Source organism: Thalassobius sp. MITS945101 (assembly GCF_047123305.1).
Lineage (GTDB): Bacteria > Pseudomonadota > Alphaproteobacteria > Rhodobacterales > Rhodobacteraceae > Thalassobius.
This window is the reverse complement of record NZ_CP138918.1, coordinates 3,774,242-3,797,991: the sequence shown is the minus strand read 5'-3', so window position 1 is coordinate 3,797,991 and position 23,750 is coordinate 3,774,242. Positions and strand designations below refer to the sequence as shown.

23 protein-coding genes are annotated in these 23,750 nt (G+C 60.4%); 10 read left to right on the top strand and 13 right to left on the bottom strand.

The window, feature by feature from the left end; all coding sequences use genetic code 11:
* Window positions 1-4: 4 nt before the first annotated feature.
* Window positions 5-1,123, bottom strand: coding sequence for a hypothetical protein (locus tag SIC14_RS18645; RefSeq protein WP_412563408.1), 1,119 nt, complete (start codon window positions 1,121-1,123; stop codon window positions 5-7).
* Window positions 1,124-1,156: 33 nt separating this feature from the next.
* Complete coding sequence (locus SIC14_RS18640) at window positions 1,157-1,936, bottom strand: SDR family oxidoreductase (protein WP_412563407.1); 780 nt, start codon at window positions 1,934-1,936, stop codon at window positions 1,157-1,159.
* Between the two features lie 204 nt (window positions 1,937-2,140).
* On the opposite strand from SIC14_RS18640, the gene SIC14_RS18635 reads away from it, so the two are divergent.
* From SIC14_RS18635 to SIC14_RS18605, 7 genes are all read left to right on the top strand, one after another.
* Window positions 2,141-3,154 (top strand): Hint domain-containing protein, encoded by a 1,014-nt coding sequence (locus SIC14_RS18635; protein WP_412563406.1) that lies wholly within the window; start codon window positions 2,141-2,143, stop codon window positions 3,152-3,154.
* A 55-nt stretch (window positions 3,155-3,209) separates the two neighbouring features.
* The gene (locus tag SIC14_RS18630) at window positions 3,210-4,817 is read left to right on the top strand and encodes a peptide chain release factor 3 (RefSeq protein ID WP_412563405.1); all 1,608 of its coding nucleotides are present in this window, start codon (window positions 3,210-3,212) and stop codon (window positions 4,815-4,817) included.
* A gap of 123 nt (window positions 4,818-4,940) precedes the next feature.
* Entirely contained in the window at window positions 4,941-5,390 is a 450-nt protein-coding gene (locus tag SIC14_RS18625) for a hypothetical protein (protein WP_412563404.1), read from the top strand.
* A gap of 4 nt (window positions 5,391-5,394) precedes the next feature.
* On the top strand, window positions 5,395-6,015 hold the full coding sequence (locus SIC14_RS18620; protein ID WP_412563403.1) for a hypothetical protein: 621 nt from the start codon (window positions 5,395-5,397) through the stop codon (window positions 6,013-6,015).
* A gap of 27 nt (window positions 6,016-6,042) precedes the next feature.
* A complete protein-coding gene (locus tag SIC14_RS18615; protein WP_412563402.1) occupies window positions 6,043-7,836 on the top strand; it encodes a glycosyltransferase family 2 protein in 1,794 nt (597 codons plus the stop codon).
* Entirely contained in the window at window positions 7,833-8,774 is a 942-nt protein-coding gene (locus SIC14_RS18610; protein ID WP_412563401.1) for a glycosyltransferase family 2 protein, read from the top strand. Before SIC14_RS18615 ends, SIC14_RS18610 begins: the two co-directional genes overlap by 4 nt.
* Before the next feature lie 222 nt (window positions 8,775-8,996).
* Window positions 8,997-10,475: a DEAD/DEAH box helicase gene (locus SIC14_RS18605; RefSeq protein ID WP_412565898.1), complete on the top strand. Its 1,479-nt coding sequence runs from the start codon at window positions 8,997-8,999 to the stop codon at window positions 10,473-10,475.
* Window positions 10,476-10,550: 75 nt separating this feature from the next.
* On the opposite strand, the gene SIC14_RS18600 is transcribed toward SIC14_RS18605, so the two are convergent.
* From SIC14_RS18600 to purF, 7 genes are all read right to left on the bottom strand, one after another.
* On the bottom strand, window positions 10,551-11,789 hold the full coding sequence (locus SIC14_RS18600) for a peptidoglycan DD-metalloendopeptidase family protein (protein ID WP_412565897.1): 1,239 nt from the start codon (window positions 11,787-11,789) through the stop codon (window positions 10,551-10,553).
* Window positions 11,790-11,940: 151 nt separating this feature from the next.
* Complete coding sequence (locus SIC14_RS18595) at window positions 11,941-12,591, bottom strand: protein-L-isoaspartate(D-aspartate) O-methyltransferase (protein ID WP_412563400.1); 651 nt, start codon at window positions 12,589-12,591, stop codon at window positions 11,941-11,943.
* Entirely contained in the window at window positions 12,588-13,379 is a 792-nt protein-coding gene (surE, locus tag SIC14_RS18590; protein WP_412563399.1) for a 5'/3'-nucleotidase SurE, read from the bottom strand. Before surE ends, SIC14_RS18595 begins: the two co-directional genes overlap by 4 nt.
* A 120-nt stretch (window positions 13,380-13,499) precedes the next feature.
* On the bottom strand, window positions 13,500-14,147 hold the full coding sequence (locus tag SIC14_RS18585) for an SDR family NAD(P)-dependent oxidoreductase (RefSeq protein ID WP_412563398.1): 648 nt from the start codon (window positions 14,145-14,147) through the stop codon (window positions 13,500-13,502).
* Window positions 14,148-14,231: 84 nt separating this feature from the next.
* Window positions 14,232-14,807, bottom strand: a complete 576-nt coding sequence (locus tag SIC14_RS18580; RefSeq protein WP_412563397.1) for a DUF2199 domain-containing protein — start codon at window positions 14,805-14,807, stop codon at window positions 14,232-14,234.
* 130 nt (window positions 14,808-14,937) lie between these two features.
* On the bottom strand, window positions 14,938-15,210 hold the full coding sequence (locus SIC14_RS18575; RefSeq protein WP_412563396.1) for a hypothetical protein: 273 nt from the start codon (window positions 15,208-15,210) through the stop codon (window positions 14,938-14,940).
* 190 nt (window positions 15,211-15,400) lie between these two features.
* A complete protein-coding gene (gene purF / locus SIC14_RS18570; protein ID WP_412565896.1) occupies window positions 15,401-16,855 on the bottom strand; it encodes an amidophosphoribosyltransferase in 1,455 nt (484 codons plus the stop codon).
* Between the two features lie 205 nt (window positions 16,856-17,060).
* On the opposite strand from purF, the gene SIC14_RS18565 reads away from it, so the two are divergent.
* Complete coding sequence (locus SIC14_RS18565; protein WP_412563395.1) at window positions 17,061-18,140, top strand: agmatine/peptidylarginine deiminase; 1,080 nt, start codon at window positions 17,061-17,063, stop codon at window positions 18,138-18,140.
* Here the strand turns inward: SIC14_RS18565 and SIC14_RS18560 are convergent.
* Entirely contained in the window at window positions 18,137-18,565 is a 429-nt protein-coding gene (locus tag SIC14_RS18560; RefSeq protein WP_412563394.1) for a DUF4345 family protein, read from the bottom strand. The genes SIC14_RS18565 and SIC14_RS18560 overlap by 4 nt on opposite strands.
* Window positions 18,566-18,672: 107 nt before the next feature.
* On the opposite strand from SIC14_RS18560, the gene SIC14_RS18555 reads away from it, so the two are divergent.
* Window positions 18,673-19,281 (top strand): TetR/AcrR family transcriptional regulator, encoded by a 609-nt coding sequence (locus SIC14_RS18555; RefSeq protein WP_412563393.1) that lies wholly within the window; start codon window positions 18,673-18,675, stop codon window positions 19,279-19,281.
* Window positions 19,282-19,343: 62 nt separating this feature from the next.
* Here SIC14_RS18555 and SIC14_RS18550 read toward each other — a convergent pair whose 3' ends face one another.
* Together SIC14_RS18550 and radA are read right to left on the bottom strand one after the other, a co-directional pair.
* Window positions 19,344-19,898 (bottom strand): CvpA family protein, encoded by a 555-nt coding sequence (locus SIC14_RS18550; RefSeq protein ID WP_412563392.1) that lies wholly within the window; start codon window positions 19,896-19,898, stop codon window positions 19,344-19,346.
* Window positions 19,899-19,933: 35 nt separating this feature from the next.
* Window positions 19,934-21,301, bottom strand: a complete 1,368-nt coding sequence (gene radA, locus SIC14_RS18545; RefSeq protein ID WP_412563391.1) for a DNA repair protein RadA — start codon at window positions 21,299-21,301, stop codon at window positions 19,934-19,936.
* Between the two features lie 497 nt (window positions 21,302-21,798).
* Between radA and SIC14_RS18540 the strand changes: the two genes are divergently transcribed.
* Entirely contained in the window at window positions 21,799-23,205 is a 1,407-nt protein-coding gene (locus SIC14_RS18540) for an autotransporter outer membrane beta-barrel domain-containing protein (RefSeq protein ID WP_412563390.1), read from the top strand.
* Between the two features lie 55 nt (window positions 23,206-23,260).
* On the opposite strand, the gene SIC14_RS18535 is transcribed toward SIC14_RS18540, so the two are convergent.
* Complete coding sequence (locus tag SIC14_RS18535) at window positions 23,261-23,698, bottom strand: paraquat-inducible protein A (protein WP_412563389.1); 438 nt, start codon at window positions 23,696-23,698, stop codon at window positions 23,261-23,263.
* Window positions 23,699-23,750: the final 52 nt, after the last annotated feature.

Below are 23,750 nucleotides of genomic sequence, written 5' to 3'. Positions count from 1 at the left end.
GGTTTCAGGCGGTCAGCTCGAACCCGGTTTCGGCAATGATCCGGCCGTTGACCTGCAATTCCACACGGTGGGGGCCGGGATGCAGCGTGAAGGTTGAGGCGTTGCCCTTGAGCTTATGTGATTTTTTCAGTTGCAGCGGTTTGCCGGCCGTTATCTTCGCTTGTTTCAGCTTGTGCACTTTGCGGCCGGTCTTGCCGTTTGGCCGGTGGAAGTGCAGCACGTAATCCACCATGACCGGCAGGGTTTCGGGACAGTTGAGGGTGACGTCCAGTGTCACCGCCGTGTCGATCTTCACTGGATCCGGGCTGGCGCTGATGGTGCCTGAAACGGGGGCATCGGCGCGATACCCCAGCAATGCCATCGCGCGGGCATCCCCCTCTTTGATGAGGTTACGCAGCGCGTGTTTTGTCAGCCACTCTAGCTCTTTCGGGGTCTGTCGGGCCGTAGAGGCCCAGCGTTCCAACCTGTCCATCATTTCCGCAGGATGTGGCTTCGCCAGATCATTCAGGTGATTTGCAACAGAGCGGGTGACAAAACGGGTTTTGTCGGCATGCAGCTGATCCAGATAGGGCAGCGGGCGCAGCGGGTCGATCTGCACCTTTTTGCCCCAGGGCAGGCGGGGACGTGTGCCTTCACTGACCAGACGGCGCAGATGGTAATGATCCGCCGTCACCCATGTGTCGAGCGCGGCAAAGACCTCTTCTTCCCAAGTGTTGAGAAACGGGCGGATCGCAAATTCCATCGAAAACCGTGTGGTCACCTCGGCCAATAGCGGGAGTGAAGCCGCTGGGGCATCCAGCCCGCGAGCCACTATGAAATCCCCCAAAGGGGCAAAGATGAAATCGCCGAAGTCATCATCGGACAGCTTGGGATCACAGGGCGCGGGCAGGGCGGCTTGGATGATGTCATAACTTTGCTGCAGATCCTGCGGCAGTTTCTGTTCCAACACCCGCGCAATCAGGTTCTGTCGCTGTGTCAGTTCCAGCGGCAGCAGCTCTGCCATGACATCGGCCTGAAAACCTTCGCGGTCAAATCCGTCCCAGGCGTCGGCAAAAAGGCCGCCGAGATAGGCGACCTTGGTTTCATTGAATAAATGGTCTTTGAGGGAAAAAGCTTCGGTCATTCTAAGGGCCTGTCTGAAATTGCGACGGTCAGATTACATGACGGAAGGTGTGGCGCCACCGTCCAGCAGGACGTTCTGCCCCACCATGAAGCCCGCGTGCTGCGAACACATGAAGGCGCAGGTCTGGCCGAATTCTTCCGAAGTACCATAGCGGCCCGCGGGGATCGTTGCGGCGCGTTGGGCCTTGGCTTCATCCATCGAGATGCCCTGCTGCTGGCTGACGCCGCTGTCCAGCGCAACGGCGCGGTCGGTGGCGTGGATGCCCGGCAGGAGGTTGTTGATGGTCACCCCTTTGCCCGCGACCTGACGCGAGGTGCCAGCCACATAGCCGGTCAGACCGGTGCGGGCAGCGTTTGACAGGCCCAGAACAGGAATCGGCGCTTTGACAGAGACCGAAGTGATATTGACGACACGGCCCCAGCCACGGTCCATCATGCCGGGCACCAGCGCTTTGATCAGTGCGATCGGGGCCAGCATATTGGCATCCAGCGCGGCAATGAAATCGTCGCGGTCCCAATCGGTCCACATGCCGGGGGGCGGGCCGCCTGCATTGTTGATCAGAATGTCCACCTGACCAGCCACTTCCAGCACCTGTGCCTGACCTTCGGCGGTGGTGATATCGGCGGCAACGGTTTCCACCTCCACGCCATATTTCGCCCGAATGTCAGCGGCTGCAGCCTCAAGCGCTTCTGCGCCGCGGGCGTTCATCACCAGATTGACGCCGGCCTCGGCCAGCGCTTCTGCACAGCCGCGCCCCAGACCTTTGGACGAGGCACAAACCAGCGCACGTTTGCCGGAAATCCCAAGATTCATGAATTATTCTCCCTTGTGCCAATAAAATGGCGTTTCATGATACCGTTAAGTATAGTGGGGCCTCCAAAAGAAAAGTGCCAGCAAAAGGCCCCGGCTTTGCACAATTTGCGCCGCATTCCTGAAATAATGCTGACAGGAAACCAAGTTGCGCCTGCCCGCAAAGGGCTGGCTGTGTTGCCGATCTGGCTGTGAGAGTAGACTGTTATGAATGATTTCGCCCCAAGCTCCGTCTTTACCCTGCCGGCATACCGCTCTGCGGCGCTGGTGGTGTCACATGGCGCAAACCTGGGGGATTCGCTGTCATTCGCGGATGAACTGGTGTTGGATGACACCTATTTCCTGAAAGGCGCGGCGCGCGCGGCGCGTCTGGCCGTGGTGCCGGGGCGGTCGGGCGTTTTCACCATTGCGCCCGCCACGGAGTTGGGCACACCCGGCTGCCAGCTGCATCTGGACAGCTGCCTGACCTTCATGTCCTCCGACGGTGTTACGACAGAAGCGCTGGTATTGGTCGAAGTGGATGAAGAGGGCGACGTGAACGAAGTTTATGCGCTGCCCCTGTCGCCGATCCAGCCCAAGGCAGAATTGACGCTGGTGGGGGTCGATACCGACAACCCGCGCACCAAACTGGCAGAGGTTGCCTGCGTCAGCTTTACCGCCGGCACGCGCATCACAATGGCCACCGGTGAACAGCGCAAGATCGAAGATCTGACGGTGGGCGAACGGGTGCTGACCCGCGATGACGGCCCACAGGAACTGCGCTGGATTGGCCAGTCCACGGTCCGTGCATTGGGGGAATTTGCGCCGGTTCTGATCAAGGCTGGCACGTTGCACAATGCCAACGACCTTGTGGTCAGCCCGGAACATCGTCTGTTTGTCTACCAACGCACCGATGAATTGGGCGCTGGCCGGTCCGAGGTGCTGATCAAAGCCCGCGATCTGGTCAACGGCACTTCTGTGGTGCAGCTGGATGGTGGCTTTGTGGAATATTACCAGCTGCTGTTTGACGATCACCAGATCATCTACGCTGAAGGCATCGCTGCCGAAACCCTGTTGGCCGATCTGCGCACCTCACCGGCTTTGCCGCCGGAAGTGGCGGAACGTCTGCGCTCTGGCACGCTGCGCCATTCGGACCGCAGCTATCTGGAGTTTGAGCTGTCCAAGGTTGACACCGGTGAGGCGGACATGACCTCGGTCCTGCGTCGCGCGTCTACAGGCTAAACCGTACAGCAACGGGTTATTGCCACGCGGACACGCCGCAGCTATATCCCGCCTCATGTTAGACACCGCACCAAACCGCCCCGACCTGCCGCCCGAGATTGCGCGTCGTCGCACCTTTGCGATCATCTCGCACCCGGATGCCGGCAAAACGACCCTGACGGAAAAGTTCCTCCTTTATGGTGGTGCGATTCAGATGGCGGGGCAGGTGCGCGCCAAAGGCGAAGCACGTCGGACCCGGTCTGACTTCATGCAGATGGAAAAGGATCGCGGGATTTCGGTCTCGGCCTCGGCGATGTCGTTCGATTTTGGCAAGTTCCGCTTCAATCTGGTGGACACCCCTGGTCACTCGGACTTCTCCGAAGACACTTACCGGACGCTGACAGCGGTGGATGCGGCGGTGATGGTGATCGACGGGGCAAAAGGTGTGGAAAGCCAGACGCAGAAACTGTTCGAGGTCTGCCGCCTGCGCGATCTGCCGATCCTGACCTTCTGTAACAAGATGGACCGCGAAAGTCGCGACACCTTTGAAATCATCGATGAGATCCAGGAAAACCTGGCCATTGATGTGACCCCGGCCTCGTGGCCGATTGGTATCGGGCGCGATTTCATTGGCTGTTACGATCTGCTGAACGACCGTCTGGAACTGATGGACCGGGCCGACCGGAACAAAGTGGCCGAGTCGATCTCGATCGAAGGTTTGGATGATCCCAAAATCGAAGAGCACGTGCCGGCCGAACTGATCGACCAGCTGCGCGAAGAGGTGGAAATGGCGCGCGAGCTACTGCCCACGTTGGACCCGCAGGCGGTGCTGGAGGGGCATATGACCCCGATCTGGTTTGGTTCTGCGATCAACTCTTTTGGGGTGCAGGAACTGATGCAGGGTATCGGCAAATACGGCCCCGAGCCGCAGCCGCAAAGCGCCCAGCCGCGTGAAATGCTGCCGGAAGAGAAAAAGGTCGCGGGCTTTGTGTTTAAGGTGCAGGCCAATATGGACCCCAAGCACCGTGACCGCGTGGCCTTTGTGCGGATGGCCTCGGGCCATTTCAAACGTGGTATGAAGCTGACCCATGTACGCAGCAAGAAACCGATGGCGATCTCGAACCCCGTGCTGTTCCTGGCCTCGGACCGGGAACTGGCCGAGGAGGCCTGGGCTGGTGACATCATCGGTATTCCCAACCACGGCCAGCTGCGCATTGGCGACACGCTGACCGAGGGGGAGGCGCTGCGCGTCACTGGCATCCCGTCCTTTGCGCCGGAATTGCTGCAAGGTGTACGCGCGGGCGATCCGCTGAAGGCCAAACACCTTGAAAAAGCGCTGATGCAGTTTGCCGAGGAAGGCGCCGCAAAGGTGTTCAAACCCAGCTTCGGTTCGGGCTTTGTGGTTGGCGTTGTAGGGGCGCTGCAGTTCGAGGTTCTGGCCAGCCGGATCGAGCTGGAATACGGCTTGCCGGTGCGGTTTGATCAGTCGCAGTTCACCTCGGCCCGTTGGGTGCACGGAGAAAAAGATGCGGTGGAAAAATTTGTGAACGCCAACAAACAGCATATCGCACTGGATAACGATGGCGACGTTGTTTACCTGACCCGACTCCAGTGGGACATTGACCGGGTCGAACGGGATTGCCCCGAAATCACCCTGTCGGCGACCAAGGAAATGATGGTCTGAACCCCTAGAAATGAGACATGAAAGGTCAGGCGGGAAACTGCCTGACCTTTTTCTTTGTGCAATTTCTGCTTCCAAACATGGGTGGATATTATAACATCCCGTGCAAACAGGCAGGAGTTTCAAATGCAAAGCAGTCGTATCGCCTTGATGAGCACTTTTGGGGTCACCTCGGCCGTCTTCACAGCGCCCGCCGCGCTGGCGCAGGTGGACGTGTGGCAATTGCTTGATCAAATCGAGATTGAAGAAGTGATTACAGAGACCTCTTATGAGGTGAAGAAATCGCTGCCGTCCGAAATTGACGATGGATTGCAAGGCGTTGAAATCACTGGGTTTGCCGTGCCGATGATCCCGGGTGAGATGGTGCAGGAGCTGCTTTTGGTCTCGGATATGGGGCTGTGCCCGCTGTGTGGCAGCGGTGAACATGGGGCCACCTTGCAGATCAGGCTGGCCGAACCGATCCCCAGCTTTGAGGAAGGCGCGAAATTGACCCTGCGCGGCGATCTGCAAGCGGTGCGGGATCCGGAAACCTGGCAGGCGGCGATCATGACGTCGGCAAAGCTGGTGACGCAGTAGCGCCATGCCGCTGCAGAACCGCGTCCTGCCCACCGGAGAGCTTGTCGCTCATCCGGCGCGTGGTCTGATGACGGGCAATCGTGGCATTCTGCATCGCCCCGATGGCAGTCTTGGGGTCAGTCGCTGGCAACATCCTCATTGGGTGTGCTGCGCGTTGGAATTTCGTGGCCGCTATCATGGTCCAATGCCGGATCGGGGCTGGACCGCACTGTTTTTTCTGGATGAGGCGGTTGCCTTGGCGGTGGGGCATCGGCCCTGCCATTTTTGTCGCCACAAAGACGCGATGCGGTTCAAATCCACCTGGGCCGCGGCGCTGGGCAAAGCGTCAGCGCCGGAAATGGACAAGGCCCTGCATCCCACCCGCGTCACCCGCCAGCGCCAGCAGGTCCGCCATGAAGCGCAGGCGGAGGATCTGCCGGATGGTGCCTTTGTTCTGACAGAAGATGGCGCGGGTTTGATCCTAGGTGACGTTCTGCTGCGTTATGACCTGGCAGGCTACGGCCCGGCGCAACACAGGCCTGAAGGGCTGGTCACTGTTCTGACGCCGAAGCCAATCCTTGCAGTGCTGTCAGCGGGTTATCAGCCGTTTTTACATCCTTCGGCCACGGCTATGCCCTTGCGATGACATCATTGTCGCGGCATCATTCGCGCCATGAGTGAGCAGCGCAAAACAACCTATGACGGCGGCTTTCCCGGCCTGATCCAACAGATGGAGGGGCGGCGGGCACCGATCACCTACGCCGAGGGTGAGGCTTTGCCCGCACTTGACGTTGACCTTGCACCGCTGAAAACCCAGCTGATGGCGGGTGCTGCACCAGAATTGGGGGATAGCCGCAGCGGTTATGCCCGCAAATACCGCGCTTTGGCTGAAGAGTTTGATGGCGAACCTGCGCTGCTGCATCTTCATGGATTGCTGATCGCCAACCTGCGTCGCCGTGGACAGCCAGACCATTGTTCGGCGCTGTTCCAGCGCCTCTGGGCGGAAGAGGCCGCGTTTTTGATGGCGCATCTTGACGCTCGCTGGCTGGTCTCGGCGATCACCACTTTTGGCGATCACGGGATGACCGAGGTTCAGCGCTCTGTGGGCCATGCGCTCTCGGTCTTGTTTGGCATGATGAAGCTTTATGAGACCGAGCGGCTGTTTTCTGGTGCCACGCCAGACCAGCCACACAGCTGGAAAAAACGTTCAGCCAAACACCTGGCGATGCAGATGGATGCCTATGCCGTGGGCGGGGCGGGCGGTTTGGATGTGAATTTGCTGGGGCGGCTCTGGCAGGAGGGCAGCGATGATCCTGTGATGGCGCCTTTGGTGCAGCGCCTGCTGAACCTGTTGATCGAAGACGATAAAACCGTGTTCCGGCGGCTTCAAACCATGCGCAGCCGGCGTCAGAAACAGGTGGCCGCGGCGGAGGCGGAGAAGGGCAAAGGGGCTGAGAAACGCGCTGAAAAGCCACTGGCCCCTGCCGCCAGCCGTCTGGTGCATGATCCAGCAGCGCTCAGCTGGGCGACGGTGACCTTGGCTAAAGCGCCCTTGCCTGAAATCCTGCAATTTGTGGCCCATCACCTGTCGCTTGGGGCGGCAGAGGTGCATATTTATCTGGACGCGCCCGATCCCGCGACGGTGGCCGCGCTGGAGCTGCATCCGCAGGTGCAGGTGACCGCCTGTGATGACGCCTATTGGGCCGGTCAGAAAAAGCCCCGTATGAAAAATCAGGAAATGCGCCAGATCTGGGTGGCGACCCAGACCTATGCGCAGACCTCTTGTCATTGGCTGGCCCATGTGGATGTGGATGAGTTTCTGCTGCCGCCCGAGGGTAGGTCCGTTGCAGAAGTTCTGGCGGCGGCCCCGGACGCGCTGTTCGGGTTTCGGATGCATGCGGCCGAGTTAATGGCATCGGAAGAGGATGGCGTTTTCAAGCTGAACAATCGCGCTGTTGGCAAACGTCACGCCGTGATCGAAGAGATTTACCCCACCTTTGGCCAGCATGTGAAAGGCGGCTTCCTCAGCCATGTGGAGGGCAAGGTGATTGTCCGCACCGGCGCCGACGGTGTGCGTCTGGGGATCCACGCCGCCTTGCACGGCGGGGCGCGGGTCAAAAACGTGGCATTTGCGGATGGGCTGTTTGTTGGTCACGCCCATGCACCAAGCTGGGAGGTGTTTCGCACTCATATGCAGCAACGGATCGACAGCGGCTCTTACCGCCGTCGTGACGCGGAAGAGGCGCGGGTGCTGGGCGAGTTGATCGCCTATTTGCAGGAGCATGAGGGCGAGGCGGGACTGCGGATGATGTATGACGAGATTGCCTTGGACACGCCTGAACGTCGCGCCGCATTGCGGGCACATGGCATGTTGCTGCTGCATCCACTGCGGCTGGATCAGAAGGTGGCAGAGGTCTTTGGCCCGCTGCTGCCCGCGCTGCCTGACCTGCCGGAGGGGGCATCATGAGCGTGAAATGGGGTGTTGTTTCAACCATCAAAGCGCCCGTGCAGGAGATCCTGGATTTCTGCGCTCACCATCTGGAGTTGGGGGCGCACCGGCTGTTCATCTATCTGGATGATAACAATCAGGAAGCCTATCGCCTGCTGTCGGATCATCCCAAGGTGCGGCCGATTTTGACGGATGATGGCTACTGGAAACGGCGCGGCATGAAACGGCGGGTCAAACACCAGTCGCGCCAGTTTGTGAACGCCGGTCACGCCTATCGCCGTGCCTCGGGGCAGGTGGACTGGTTGACCCATATCGATGTGGATGAATTCCTCTGGCCCGACCGTCCCTTGGCCGAACAGCTAAGCGCGCTGCCCGCGGCCTGCATGTGCGCACGGCTACGGCCGTGGGAAAGCCTGTCCAGTGACGGGCAGGCGGTACATCTGAAAGGTTTCTCGATCCCAATGCCACGGCGACGTGCCGAGACCGAGGCGATCTACCCGACGTTCGGAGCGCATTTGAACGGCGGTTTCCTCAGCCATGTCGCGGGCAAGATGATCTACCGTACCGGCATCGAGGGGTTGAAGGTGCAAATCCACAACGTTTTTGTCGGGGAAGACATGAACCCCGGGCAGGTGGAACTGTCGGGCACCAAACTGCTGCATCTTCACGCCAAATCCTGGGAAGACTTCTACGCCGCGTTTCACTTCCGTTTGGAGAAGGGCAGCTACCGCAGTGAACTGAAACCCAACAAACCCCGCGAAGAGGGCGGCCTGAGCCTGCATGAGCTGTTTACCATGCTCTACGACGAAGACGGCGAAGCGGGATTGCGGGCGTTTTATGATGCGGTGTGTTCTGCCCAACCGGATCTGATTGCGCGGCTTGCGCAGCATGAGCTGCATCTGTCCGTGGATCTGGATCTGGCGCGCAAAAGGGCGACGCAGTTTCCCGCTGGCTAGAGCCTCACGGCGCGTTTCACTTTTGACCGTGTGGCAAAATCGCCGCGACATAGGGTTAAACCGTCAGAAAACCGGCGAAAAATGCCGCTTCGTTGACCCAAGGCCCGCTTTGGGTTAAACCGCGCCCAGTTAAAGGATCATATGACGGATGACCGTCGGGCCATCCGGGCCGATCCGCTGCTGCTGCTACGGGCCAAAGGTGTCCGTAAAAAACGGATACACATGACAAAATTTACTGATCTGAAGCTCTCTCCGAAGGTTTTGAAAGCAATTGCCGAGGCTGGGTACGAATCCCCAACCCCTATTCAGGCCGGGGCGATTCCCCCCGCACTGGAAGGTCGCGATGTGCTGGGGATTGCCCAGACCGGGACCGGCAAAACCGCCAGCTTCACCCTGCCGATGATCTCGATGCTGGCGCGCGGCCGTGCACGGGCACGGATGCCGCGATCTCTGGTGCTCTGCCCGACCCGTGAACTGGCGGCTCAGGTGGCTGAGAACTTCGACACCTACACCAAACACCTGAAACTGACGAAGGCGCTGCTGATCGGCGGCGTGTCCTTCAAGGAGCAGGAAGCGCTGATCGACCGCGGCGTTGACGTGCTGATCGCTACCCCCGGCCGGCTGCTGGACCATTTCGAACGTGGCAAACTGCTGCTGACCGGCGTTCAGATCATGGTGGTGGACGAAGCGGACCGGATGCTCGACATGGGCTTTATCCCTGACATCGAACGCATCTTCTCGCTGACGCCGTTCACCCGTCAGACGCTGTTCTTCTCGGCCACAATGGCGCCCGAGATTGAGCGGATCACCAACACCTTCCTTTCCGCCCCTGAGCGGATCGAGATTGCCCGTCAGGCAACCACCTCGGAAACCATCACCCAGGGTGTGGTGATGTACAAAGCCAGCCGCAAGGACCGTGAAGGCAGCGAAAAACGTCGCCTGCTGCGTGCCTTGATTGACGGCGAAGGTGAGAAACTGACCAACGCGATCATTTTCTGCAACCGCAAGACCGACGTGGACATCACCGCCAAGTCGATGCGCAAATACGGCTATGATGCGGCTGCGATCCACGGCGATCTGGACCAGAGCCAGCGTATGAAGACGCTGGATGCTTACCGCGCGGGTGAGCTGAAGTTCCTCGTGGCCTCGGATGTTGCGGCGCGCGGTCTGGACATTCCCAGTGTAAGCCATGTGTTCAATTTTGATGTGCCCGGCCATGCCGAAGACTATGTGCACCGCATTGGTCGCACCGGTCGCGCTGGGCGTGAAGGCACTGCGATCACCCTGTGTGTGCCGCGTGATGAAAAGAACCTCGGCGATGTTGAGGCGCTGGTGAAGCAGGAAATTCCCCGTCTGGAAAACCCGCTTAAGGACGTGAAGCCCACCCGTCGCCGCAAGGCCAAGGACGAGGGCGACGCGCCGAAGGACGTGGCACAGGACGTGGCAAAGTCGGAAGACACCGCAGCTGAGGCCAAAACCGACAAACGTGCGGAGAAATCCGCCGACAAACCCAAACGTGGCCGCCGTGATGACAACCGCCGCGACGACAATCGTGGGGATCGCAACGAGCGCAATGATCGCAACGAGCGTGGCAACCGTGGTGGCAAACATGGCAAAGGTGGCCGCAACAACGTTGTTGGCATGGGCGACCATCTGCCAAGCTTCATCGCACTAAGCTTTGACGAGCGCCGCGCCGGCTAAGCCGCATGAGCGTTCTGGAAAAAGAAAACCCGCCTCAGAGAGGCGGGTTTTTTGTTGCGCTATGTTTGACCAATGTCAGTTCAGGTAGGGCATCGGGTCGATGCTGTTGAAGCCTTTGCGCACTTCGAAATGCACATAGTTCGATGCGCCAGAACGGATCTTGGCGATGGTCTGGCCACGTTTCACGCTGTCGCCTTTGGCCACGGTGATGCCCGAGACATTGGCGTAGACTGTCAGCAGATTGTTGTCGTGTTTCACCACCACAATCGGCACCTTATCCGCGCTTGAGGTGATAGCAGCAACGGTCCCGTTTGCAGCCGCGGTGATGGCTGTGCCTGCGGGCGCGGAAATGTCGATGCCTTCGTTTTTGCCTTTGCTGAACTCACGAATGATCGACCCGTTCACCGGCCAGCCCATCTTGGACGAAGATTTGGACTGCGTTTTGCCTAAATCTGGCGCCTTTGGTTTGGCCTGTGCCTGCGCTGCAGGGGCGGTTTTCTCTGCCGGCAGCGGTTTTGACGCAGAAGGCGGCGTTGGTGTTGGTGTGCCCTGTCCGGGGACCGTGGCGGCGGCAGCAGCTGCGCTGGCGCGCGCTTTGCTGGCGGCTTCGGGATTGGCGGCGGGGATCAGCAGGAACTGCCCTTCGCGGATGGTAAAGTCTGGTCCCAGCCCGTTCCAGTCGGCCAGTGCTTTGACGCTGACACCATAAAGACGCGAGATCGTATAAGCGGTTTCCCCACGCGCAACTTTATGGCGGGTGGGTTCTACGCCGGTCTGGGTCTTGCTGGCGGTTTTGGCAGGTTCCAGCGTGGTGGTTTCCACCCCGGCTGGGGTGGCGTTGTCGATGGCGTTGCCCGCGATTGAGGCGATATCCACCGTTGAAGCGGGCTGGATCGGACCGCTGGTCACGGCACCGGTCGCGAGCGAGGGTTCGGCTACACGGCGGGGCAGGGCCAGAACCTCATCCTTGCGCAGCAGGTCACGCGGTTGCAAACCGTTGTAGCTTGCCAGTTCCTGGGCATCCATGCCGATACGGCGCGCCACATCTTGCACCGAGTCTCCACGTTGCGCTACGGCGACCTGATAGTTCGGGTACGACAGGATGCCGCGGTCATCGGGGCGGGGGCGCGCGGCGGTGGTGCTCTGTGCCGCGCTTGCGGTGTTGAAAGCGTTTCCGAAGTTGCCACGCAGGTCAAAATCCAGCGGTTGCGCGCAGGCGCTGACCAGCGCCAGCCCGGTCAGGGCCGCTGCGGGCCGCCAGAAACCAGCCAAAACACCGGGCCGGAAGGCGCGGGGTGGGCGCGGGGCGTGCATATGGGACATCTCGATTTCCTCTGCCTCAATCGACCTGCCCCTGTTGGCCGGGGCTGGGCCGCATGTTCCGTCGTCTTGTCAGTCTTTCCGGGCTTGGCGTCAACGGTCAGCGTTCTGACCTGACCGCAAAGGCCCGTCTTTATGTGTCTATTTAGGCTTCGCGCCCCAGACCTTCAACCAGCGGCACAAAGCGCACAGGGGCCAGCTCATCATAGTCATAGCCGTCTTCGGTGCGGGTCACACGTATCAGGCTTTGCAGATGGTCGGACTGGCCCACCGGCACCACCATGATACCGCCGATCTTGAGCTGCGCCAAGAGCAGCGGCGGCGGGTCCTCGGCAGCGGCCGTCACAAGGATGCGATCAAACGGAGCCTGATCCGGTAACCCCAGGCTGCCATCACCCAAGATGCTGGTGACATTGGATAAATCCATTGCCTCAAAGATTTCGCGCGCCTCACCCACCAGCCGGCGGTGGCGGTCAACGGTGTAGACCCGGCGCGCCAGTTGGCTGAGAACCGCCGCCTGATAGCCAGAGCCGGTGCCCACTTCCAGCACCTTGTCGCGCGGGCTAACCTGCAGCGCCTGGGTCATCAATCCAACCACAGAGGGCTGGCTGATGGTCTGGCCGCAGGCGATGGGCAGGGGCATATCCTCATAGGCGCGTTCAGAAAACAGCCCCTTGATGAACTGGCCGCGATCAACCTTTTCCATCGCCCCCAAGACACGCTGATCCGTCACGCCCTTGGACCGGAGCGCGAAGAGAAACTGCATCTTGCGTGTGGCGATGTCGTCTTCGGTCATCGGTCGCTTTCAAGCCCTTTCAGCCGTTCCAGAGCGTCATCGGCGGTGAGATCCGCCCGCATCGGGGTGACGGAGATATAATCGGCGAGGTTGGCTGCGGCATCGGTGCCTTCGGCGGTGGGGCGGCGCTGATCGCCGCCTTTGATCCACAGGAACTGACGGCCCGAGGGGGCCTGATGCGGCTCTACCCCGAAACTTGTGCCCCGGCGATAGCCCTGACGCACAACGCGCACGCCTTTGACATCTGCCGCTGCACAGGGCGGGAAGTTTACATTGAAGAAGAGGCGGTAGTCGGCATCATCTTCTGGCATTTCAGCAATCAGCTGCCTGAGCAGCGTCACCGCATGTTCTGCCGCCGCCTCAAAGGGATTGTCGGCGTCATAGGTCTTGGGGCCAAGATACTGGCTGAGGGCAATCGAGCGAACGCCTTGCAAGGCCCCCTCCATCGCGCCGCCTAATGTGCCGGAATAGAGCGCATTTTCGGCGGAGTTGTTGCCCCGGTTGACGCCGGACAGGATCAGGTCGGGACAGGCGTCTTTCATCACGTGATGCAGCCCTGCCAGCACACAATCAGCCGGGCTGCCTTCGGCGGCAAACCGGCGTGGGCCCATCTGGGCCACCATCATTGGATGGGTGTAGCTGATGCAATGGCCAACACCGGACTGCTCAAACGCAGGCGCGACCACCCAGACCTCTCCGTCGGGTCCGGCCAGGTCTTTGGCAATCGCCTGCAGCACCTTCAGGCCGGGGGCGTTTATGCCGTCATCATTTGTTACGAGAATACGCAATGCTCTGCCCTTCAATAGCTTACGCCCTTACTAGGCGAGCGGCGCAAAGGGGGCAAGCGCCCAAGGTTGGGCGTTTGCGTGTCCGCGTCGCGGCTGTGGTTCTTGGGGAACGTTTGACGCTTAGGTCAGACCCAGATCCGCCAGCAAGCGTTTGGCTTCGTCCTGCGGCGCGGCCAGCGGGTCGCGGTCCTCCCCGGGGAAGAAGCGGGCGCGGTTGGCCGTGGCCAGAGGTTTTGGCGCCAACACATGCACCTTGGGGCCGGTCGTGGCAGTTTCTGCCGCCCAGCTGCGGGCCAGATCAATCTGCGCCGACTTCGACGCGCCATAGGCGCCAAAGAATTTCTCACCGCCACGGCTGTCCTCAAAGAACAGCGCGGTGCCAGCTTCGCCCAGAAGGGGCGCAACATAGGTGATCAGACGGCCCGTTGCGGTCACGTTGATGCTGACCGATTTGTCCCAGTCCTTTGCATCAATAAAGGGGGCAGGCGACAGGGGTGCGGCGTGGATCGCGGTATGTGCCCAGAGGTCCACCTTGCCCCAGCGGTCATAGATCGAACGGCACAGCTGCGCCATTGCGTCGGGGTTGGTGATGTCCATCGGCGCCAAGGTGGCCTGGCCCCCAGCGGCCTGAATGCGGTCATCCAGCTCTTCAAGCGCGCCGGTGGTGCGGGCCACGGCAACAATGTGGTGGCTCTGGCAAAGCGCCTCGGCCAGTCCTGCTCCAAGGCCGCGCGACGCGCCGGTGATGAGTGCGATTTTCTGTGTCATGGCTGGGATGTGCGTTCTAATCACTGTGAGGTCAAGGGCAAAGCGGTCAGGCGCGACGTTGCGCCTGCTGTGACAGGGGCGGGGTCAATCCTGCTGCAGATGCGGGCGGATGTCCTGACCAAAGGCGGCGTAGATATCAAGGAGCTGGTCAAAGCTGACCCCGTTTTCCTGTGCTTCGGCCAGTTTGCCGCCCTGCGCCAGGGCGATTGGGCGAGCATCGGGACCGGGGAAATGCAACAGGATCGGCAGCGCATCTTCTGTTTCATCTTCAAACCCGGGCAATTGGTTGGCAAGGGCTGCAGGTGCATCATCCACTGCCGGCGCGTCGCCGCCGTCAAAGGTTTCCAGATAGGCATAAAAGGCCTCAGGCCCCAGTTCGGCCCAGGGGGTAATATGCATAACCTCGTCCTCGGCGCCCTGCACCGGGAAGCTCATCACCACACGCACAAACCGCTGGTCGCCTGCGCGGCACAGATCCGCGGTCAGCTGATCGTCGCCCTGTTTGACAAAAGGCTGGTCTTCACGGGGTTCATGCGCCCAGGGGGTTGGATGGTCAAATCCAATGTCGAAAACCCCCGAGAACCGCTGGCCGCAGCAGGGGCAGGCGCGGTCGGGGTCATTGAAACGGCGCCAGCGCGCGTCGAGGTCTAGCAGGGCCATGCGGCTTCCCTTTGCAACTGTTTGGCGCAGGGTAAGTGGGGGGGCTGGGCGCTGCAAGCCGGAAGCGCGTCCAGGGTGGAAACGTGGGAGCCTCCGGCGGGGATATTTGCCCCAAGAAGAAAACGGCGGGTCAGGTGGTAGTCGGTAGAGTCATCCGGCGGATGTCGCTGCCGCGTTGCAGGGTCAGCGTGCCACGTTCGATGGCCGTTATCGTGGCGCCGTCGATCATGTCCCCTTTGGTCACACGGTCGATCCGTCCGCCGCTGAGATGCACCAGCGCATGGGGACCCTCTGGGGTCAGCACGGTGCCAAGCAGGCTGCTATAGCTGAGCGGCAGCGCGTCGCGTTCGGTGGCGGCACGATCCGTGGCGGCATTGATCGGCTGTGGGCCGCGGGCAAACATCAAACTGGCACTCCGGTCACATCAACATAGGTACAACACCGCGAAAAACGGCGCGGCACGTCAGCAGGGATTGGCAAGTTCCGTGCCGTGCGTCCTGTCTAGACCTAGCTGATTAACGAAGTGCTTATGGGACAACGAAAAACGGCGGCCGAGAGGGGCCGCCGTCCACTGCATTTTCTGACAATTGCGCTTATTCCGCGGCTTTCAGTTGGAAACCCTTTTCGATCATATCGCTGGGCACCACCGGATATTCGCCGCTGAAACAGGCGTCGCAATATTGCGGGCAGGATTTTGAGCGGCCGTCGGCCTCCCCCACAGCGCGATAGAGACCATCGAGCGTGATGAATTTCAGACTGTCGACCGAAAGGTGCTTGCGCATCTCTTCTTCGCTCATGGTTGCGGCCAGCAGTTTCTCGCGTTGCGGCGTGTCGACACCGTAGAAACAGGGCCAGGCGGTGGGCGGTGAGGCGATGCGGAAATGCACCTCGGCGGCGCCGGCATCGAGGATCATTTCCTTGATCTTGCGCGAGGTGGTGCCACGCACCACCGAGTCGTCGACCAGAATGACCCGTTTGCCTTTGATCAGGGCGCGGTTCACGTTGAGCTTCAGGCGCACACCCATGTTGCGGATCTGCTCGGTCGGCTCAATGAAGGTGCGGCCCATATATTGGTTGCGGGTGATGCCCAGACCAAAGGGGATGCCGCTTTCGTGGGCAAAACCGATCGCCGCCGGGGTGCCGCTGTCGGGCACCGGGCAGACCAGATCTGCCTCCACCGGGGCTTCACGGGCCAGTTCCACACCGATTTGACGGCGGGTTTCATAGACCGAGCGGCCGCCGATGATGCTGTCGGGGCGCGAGAAGTAGACATGTTCGAAGATGCAGAACTTCGAGGCCTGTTTGCGGAAGGGGAAGTGGCTTTCCACACCGCCCTCGGCAGTGATGACAACCATTTCGCCCGGCGCGATCTCACGGACAAATTCGGCACCGATGATGTCGAGGGCACAGGTTTCCGAGCTCAGCGCCCAGCCGTCACCGACCTTGCCCAGCACCAGCGGGCGCACGCCCAATGGGTCGCGCACGCCGATCAGCTTGGTGCGAGTCATGGCCACCACCGAGAAGGCGCCTTCAACACGGCGCAGCGCGTCTTCCATCCGCTCGGGGATGTTGCGCTGCAGGGAGCGCGCCATCAGGTGGATGATGCATTCACTGTCGCTGGAGGACTGAAAGATCGAACCGCGCTCGATCAGCTCTTTGCGCAGGGCGTCAGCATTGGTGATGTTGCCGTTGTGGGCAATCGCTGCGCCGCCCATCGAGAACTCGCCAAAAAAAGGCTGCACATCACGGATGGCAGCCCCTTTGGATCCGGCAGTGGAATAGCGCACATGGCCAATGGCCAGTGGACCCGGCAGGGTTTTCATCAGCGACTGGCTGGTGAAGTTGTCGCGCACATAGCCGAAACGGCGGGCGCTGTTGAACCCGTCTTCGGGGTCATGGGCAACGATGCCGCCGGCTTCTTGGCCGCGGTGTTGCAAAGCGTGCAGGCCGAGGGCCACGAAGTTTGCGGCATCAGCAACGCCGACGACGCCGAACACACCGCACTCCTCCTTTAGCTTGTCGTCATCAAAGGGGTGGGCGAGGGGCATAGGCTTGGACAAGGGGATGCTCCGAATCCGTTCGCTGGCAGTTGGCCCCCGTATAGGACTTGCGGGCGCGGCTGTCATCAAAGGATCACAAAAGTTTTTGTCGTAGGGCAGCTTTGGCGCGGACACGCTGCAGAAGGGACCGCCGAGGGTTGCGCGAGACGCCCCGAGTGGGGCCTGCTATACTGCGGAAAATCGGGAGGTGCATATGAACAGGCGACAGATGATGGCCCTCACAGGGGCAGGGGTGGCTGGCGGGATGGCCAGTGGGATCGCCGGTGGTGGCGCGGCAACAACGGCAGATTGGTATGTGCCGGCAGAAGAGGTGCCGCATGAGCTGACCTTCATGCAGTTTCCGGTGGCGCTGAGCGTTTATGGGGACCGCTGGTTTCTGGAACAGGCCCAACAGACCATTGCATCAATCGCAAACGCCATTGCCGAATTTGAACCGGTGGTGATGCTGGCCTCTGCCGCGGATCACGGGCGGGCGCGGCGGATGTTGTCGGACAAGGTCACCCTATGGGACATCCCGACAGAGGATCTGTGGTGCCGCGACAGCGGCCCGATCTGTGCCGTGGACGGGCAGGGCGGCCGGGTGATCCAGCATATCCAATTCAATGGCTGGGGCCGCAAACAGCGCCATAAACGTGACGGGCGTGTGGCTGAACGGGTGGCGGATCGTCTGGGGCTGCCCCTGCTGCCCACCGGTTTGAAAGGCGAGGCCGGCGGGGTGGAGCAGGACGGCCACGGTTTGCTCACCGCGCATGAGAGCTCTTGGGTGATCGACAACCGTAATCCGGGGATGCGCCGCGAAGAGATCGAGGCGGCGTTGCTGGCGGCCTATGGCGCGGAACGGATGATCTGGGCGCCAGGGGTGAAGGGGCAAGATATCACCGACTACCACATCGACAGCCTGATGCGGTTCACCGGTGCGGGGCGCGGGCTGATCAACCTGCCGGAAGCGCCAGATTTTGAAGATCCCTTCCATGTCTCTGCCATTGAGACACATGATATTCTGGCTGCCGCCGGTGTGGCGCTTGATGTGATCTCGGAACCCAATGTGCGCCGGGTCAAGTCACTCGATTTTGTGGCGTCTTATGCAAACTATTATGTGTGCAATGGGGCGGTGATGGCGGCTGAATTTGGGGACCGTGCAACAGACGCCGCCGCCGAGGCCGCGTTGCGGCGGCATTATCCGGACCGCGATGTGGTGATGCTGAACGTGGATCCTTTGGGGGAATTGGGTGGCGGCATCCACTGCGCCACCCATGAATTGCCAGCGGGTTAATCTGCCGCTTGATCCAAAGCCGTGCCGCTGCGCCAGAGCCAGAAAGCAAGCACTGGGAAGGCCAGCAGTTCCAGCAGCAGCGAGGGCAGCACAGGCGCGCTCAACGCGCCCGCCATTGCGCTGAGCCGGAACAGGCCGGCGCAGGCGACCAGCAGGCTGAGGGTGATCACGGATTGGCGCAGAGTGCTTAGCCACAGCCCGCCAATCACAATACCCAAGCCCACGGCCACAAAGACCCCACCCAGAAACCGCACATGGTTGTCCTGTGTCACAAAGGTGCTGGGATCCGTTGCCGTGACATAGTCCGGGGTCACCAGCCAGCCCAGCGTGTGAATGCCCCCCAGCGCAAAATCGAGGCCAAGGAAACTGATCGCGGCACCGATCAGGACAAGCAGGACCTGTTGCAGGCGGTAGAGGCGGGGCATGGGCGATTCCTTTAAATTGGTACGCGTTACAATATTATTTGCATGGCCCCGTTCAAGAGTTTTGTGTACCGTGTTCTAAAAAATAGTGATGCAGAGCGAGGATGCAGATGGAAACGCCGCAGAAACGACAGGCCGGACGTCCCAAACGCAGTGCGGCCAGCGTTGCCCAAACCCGCAAACAGATTGCGGCGGTGGCCCTGCGGCTGTTCCACCAAGAAGGATGTGCCTCGGTATCAATGCGGCGTCTGGCGCAGGAGGCGGGCTGTTGTCCGATGACGATCTACGCGCATTTCGACGGCAAGATCGACATTCTGCAATATCTCTGGGCCGATGTGCTGGAAGATCTTTTTGGCCAGATCGGACAGGAGATTGCGGCTCTGTCGGGGGCGGAGGTGCGACTCAGACGGGCGGGACAGGTGTTTTTACAGTTCTGGCTCGACGCACCTGATCATTTCCGTCTGGTCTTTATGTCCGATGACGTCAGCCGCAATGATGTCGGATGTTTCTTGAACCGGCCTGAAACGCAGGCGCAGTTTCAGCTGTTTACCGATCTGGTTGCCGCTGCGGTGCCCGAGGGGGCAGAGATGCAGCCGCGGCTGGATGCCTTCCTTGCCGGTCTGATCGGCGCGGCGATGGCGCATAACACCCTGGCGGATTACCCATGGACGGCCGGAGTGGCGCTGGCGGATCAATACGTCGATCTGGTACTGCGCTAGCGGAGCGCAAAGAAAAACGGCGCCCCGCGGGACGCCGTTTGAAATCTTAGAGGCCGCGGCGATTACTGTTCGCAGCTGCCAACCAGATCTTCGTATTTCGAAGTGATCCAGCCAAGGCTTGCCGACGGGTCCTGCTCTTCGATCTGACCGGTCATGCGGGCAAAGATCTTGGCCGAGCGGCTGTTGTCGACCATCTCGACATTCTGGCCAACGGCCACGGTCTGGTAAACGAAGAAGGTGATGGCCACCAGCAGCACGCCGCGCAGCACACCGAACAGGAAGCCAAGACCTTGGTCCAATCCGCCCAGGATCGAACGCTGCACCAGCGACGAAAACAGCGGTGTAAACAGAGAGGCAAGGATCAACACCACGGTCGCAACCACAAAGGCCGCGCCCAGCATCGACAGTTCACAGCTGTCAGCGATGAAGGATCCAACAACCGGGATTTCCTTGACCAGCGGCTGCACGGTGGGTGCAAACATAAAAGCGAGGATGGCGGCCAGAACCCAGCCTAGGATGGCAAGCGTTTCCCGCACCAAGCCACGTGAATAGGCCAGAAGCGCCGAAAGAATGATGACGATGGCCACAACGCCGTCGATGATGGTGAAACCGTCCATGGTACGTTTCTTATCCCTGTTCCCTATGAGACGCCTCAGCCAGCGCCGAAAATATCACCCACAAATTCGGTCAGATCGCCGTAGCTGCGCAGGCTCAGACCGTCGCCCCCGGTGACTTTGCCACCAGAAGGGACGATGGCAGAGGTGAAACCAAGTTTTTGCGCTTCTTTCAACCTGTTTTCTCCCTGACCCACCGGTCGAAGCGCTCCTGACAGCGAGATTTCACCGAAAACCACCGTATCGGCGGGCAAGGCTGCGTCTTCACGTGCGGACAGAAGCGCAGCTGCAACGGCGAGATCTGCGGCGGGTTCTTTGACTTTCAGACCACCGGCCACGTTGAGGTAGACATCAAGGCCAGCAAAGGGAATGCCGCAGCGCGCCTCCAGCACGGCAAGGATCATCGCCAGACGGGAAGAATCCCAACCCACCACCGACCGGCGCGCCTGCGCATGGGGGGAAGGGGCGATCAGGGCCTGAAACTCGACCAGAACCGGCCGGGTGCCTTCAATGCCGGAAAACACGACCGATCCGGGCGACGGTTCGCCGCGTTCAGACAGAAACAGCGCCGAGGGGTTCAGCACCTCGGACAGGCCTCCACCGGTCATTTCAAAAACGCCGATCTCATCTGCGGGGCCAAAACGGTTCTTCACCGCGCGCAGGATGCGGAACTGGTGGCCGCGCTCACCTTCGAAGTAGAGCACGGTGTCGACCATATGTTCGACCACACGGGGACCGGCGATCTGACCCTCTTTGGTGACATGGCCGACCATGACGATGGAAATGCCTTTGCGTTTGGCAAAGGTGGTCAGCTCATGGGCGGCGGCGCGGACCTGACTGACGGATCCCGGAGCGCTGTCAACATTGTCAGCCCACATGGTCTGGATCGAGTCGATGATAGCCAGTTGCGGCATCTCAGCCTCCAGCGTGGTCAGAATGTCGCGCAGGTTGGTTTCAGCCGCCAGTTTCACCGGAGCATCTGACAGCCCCAGCCGCTGGGCCCGCATCCGCACCTGCGCCGAGGCTTCTTCGCCGCTGACGTAGACGGTTTTCAGGCCGGCCTGCGCAAACCGTGCGGCGGCTTGCAGCAACAGGGTGGATTTGCCGATGCCGGGATCCCCCCCAACCAGAATGGCGCTGGCGGGCACCAGACCGCCGCCTAGCACACGGTCCAATTCGTCCAATCCGCTGCAGGTCCGTGGCGGTGGCGCCTCTTCGGTGGAGAGGTCCGTCAATTCCAGCGCAGCCCCCCGTTTGCCCCCCAAAGATTTAGACGCGGGACCCGCCGACAGCGGCGTGTCCTCCACAATCGAGTTCCATTCGCCACAGCCGTCGCAACGACCGGACCATTTGGTGAAAGTGCTGCCGCAGGCGGAACAGCTGAAGGTTTTGCTTTGCTTTGCCATGTGCCGTTGATGCCTCAGCAAAGCGAGGGGGTCAAACAGGGAATGCGCCCTCATTTCAGGCGCTTCACTGAAAGGACTGCGGCAAAACGGCGACAGAAAGATGAAATCGATTTTTTGGTTCCAGAATGGATTTGGTGGTTTTTCCCCCTTGGTGGCAAATTGGAATTGGTCAGTTGGGGAAAGGGCACACACAGAGGCTCTCGCGATCCGACGAAGCCGCAAAAGTGGCCGGATAGGGAAGTGGGATGGCGGTTGGGGAAGACGCCGCCGCGAGAACGACTGAAGTTTGGTTCACGAGTTTTATATGATTGCGTTCCGACGGCTGCGATCCCGTGGCCTACGGAGCGCAAAAAATATGCGGAGAATAGTGTTTCCGAACGTGGCAGAAGGAGATGTCCTCTTGCCAAGTGGTTTGCCAGTGCAGCCCAATTTTATGACCAACGCACGCGCGACACACGGCGTGTTTGAAATACTTGAAGTGACTTTGTGAGGGGACAATGAAATACACAATTTTGCCGATCGCTTTGGCATCCGCGCTGGCGACGGCCAGCCCGGGTCAGGCGCAATCTGTCGGGCTTTCGCTGAACGTGACGGGGGACAGTTCTGGCGACAACGGGCCGATCACTGAATATCAAGGCGGCGACAATGCGCCAGCTGGATACCGCGAATTTCAGATCACTATAACCAATGCGGCCGAGTTTGCCGTAACGCTGACAAGGGTGATCACCTCCTTTGTAGGGGCAGGCGATGCGGGTGGTATCGCGGTACTGTGGCTGTCGACAGCAGATGGACCAGAGCTATCGACGCTAAATTTTAATGAATTCATTGCTCATCCCGAGACCTTGGGCATCACCGCAGGCCTGACGGGTGGGACTTTTTTTCAGGGCCTTGTCGAAGATGGGGGCGAGTATCGCCTGATGGTCGGGTCTCAATACTGCCTCAGCTGTGTGATGACCTATGACATCGATTTTGATCTGTTTGGCGCGATCCTCGGCTGGGGACCGTCGATTGTGGAACAGCTGGAACAGACCGGCGCCTTGATGGTGCAAACCGGGCTGGGCACCATGCTGATCACCCGCACCAACACGCGCGACGCGGTGAACGCCAGCTTTGCCAGCCGTGACGCGACCAATACAATGGCGACTGACGAAGGTCTCAGCCAGATGATGGGCGCAACCCACGTCTGGATGCGTGCCAGCGGTTTTCAGTCCACCGGCAATGGGCGCAGTTTCACCAGCCCGATGCTGCAGGTTGGGGCCGACGTCGAAGTGGGTCAGAACCTCCTGGCTGGTCTGGCACTGGGGCGGGCCAACCTCAGCGCCAGCGCGACGGATTTCAGTTTCTCCGGCACGCAGGTCACCGTGCAGCCCTATCTGGGTTGGCGCAAAGATGGCTGGCACGGCACCGCGGGGCTGTCGCTGGGTAAAACCGATTATGACACCATCACCCATTTGGGCGGCTCGGCCACGGCAACAGGCAAGTTGCGTGCAGGTTTTGTTGAGGTGGGCAAGGACATCGCGCTGGAAGGTGGTCAAGTGCTGAGCCCGATGGCCAGCCTGACCAAAGGTCGGATCGAGTTGGACACCACCTCGGGCACCCTTGCGGGGTCGGGCGTGGGGGACGTTGTTGACTTCACCCGCTTTGGGCTGGGCGCAGAGCTGCGCAAAAGCCTGGGGGACGGTGAGGTGACCTTTGGGCTGATGGCTGAACATACCGACACGGATGCGGCTGTTGCACTTACCTCAGGTGCGTTTGACCAGACCGGCTGGGCAGGACGCGCCTCCATCGGGTTTCTGGCGGATCTGAACAACGGCCTCAGCATCGATGCCGGGGTCAGCCTTGGCGGATTGGGGCAAAGCAACCGCGAAGCCTCGGCGCATTTTGAGATCGCCAAACGGTTCTGACTTTCCGGTGTAAGACTTGAGAACGCCGTCCTTTTAGGGCGGCGTTTTGCATGCCTTACACCGGGTGAGCCCCGCGTTTCGACAGCAGGCTGATCCCCAGGGAGGTCAGAATGCAAGCGGTGAACAGGTAGAGCCCCCATGCCACCTCCACCGTGCCAACACCGACGCCCTTGGCCAGCACAATGTAAAGCGCAATCAGGAAGATATCGGCCATCGCCAATTTCCCCAGCACGGTCAGCACCGGCAGCACTTTACGGTCCAGCAGATCAAACTGGACCAAGGCCAGCCCAAGAGTTTTCACATAGGGGGCGAAAAGCGCAAAGAAGGTGACCAGAAGGGCAAGAAACACATCGCTGCCCCAAAGGCTCTGCAGGCCAGAAATGACGCTGATCTCGCTTAGGCCAAACAGCGGCAACAGACCGGCGCGCAGCAAGGGGGCAAACCAGGCGATAGGAAACAGGACCAAAAGGGCAAGGTTGGCGTAGCGCAGCATTGAAGAATGGCCTTCGGCAAATAAGTTGTCCAAGACCTAAGGGGCAGGGCGC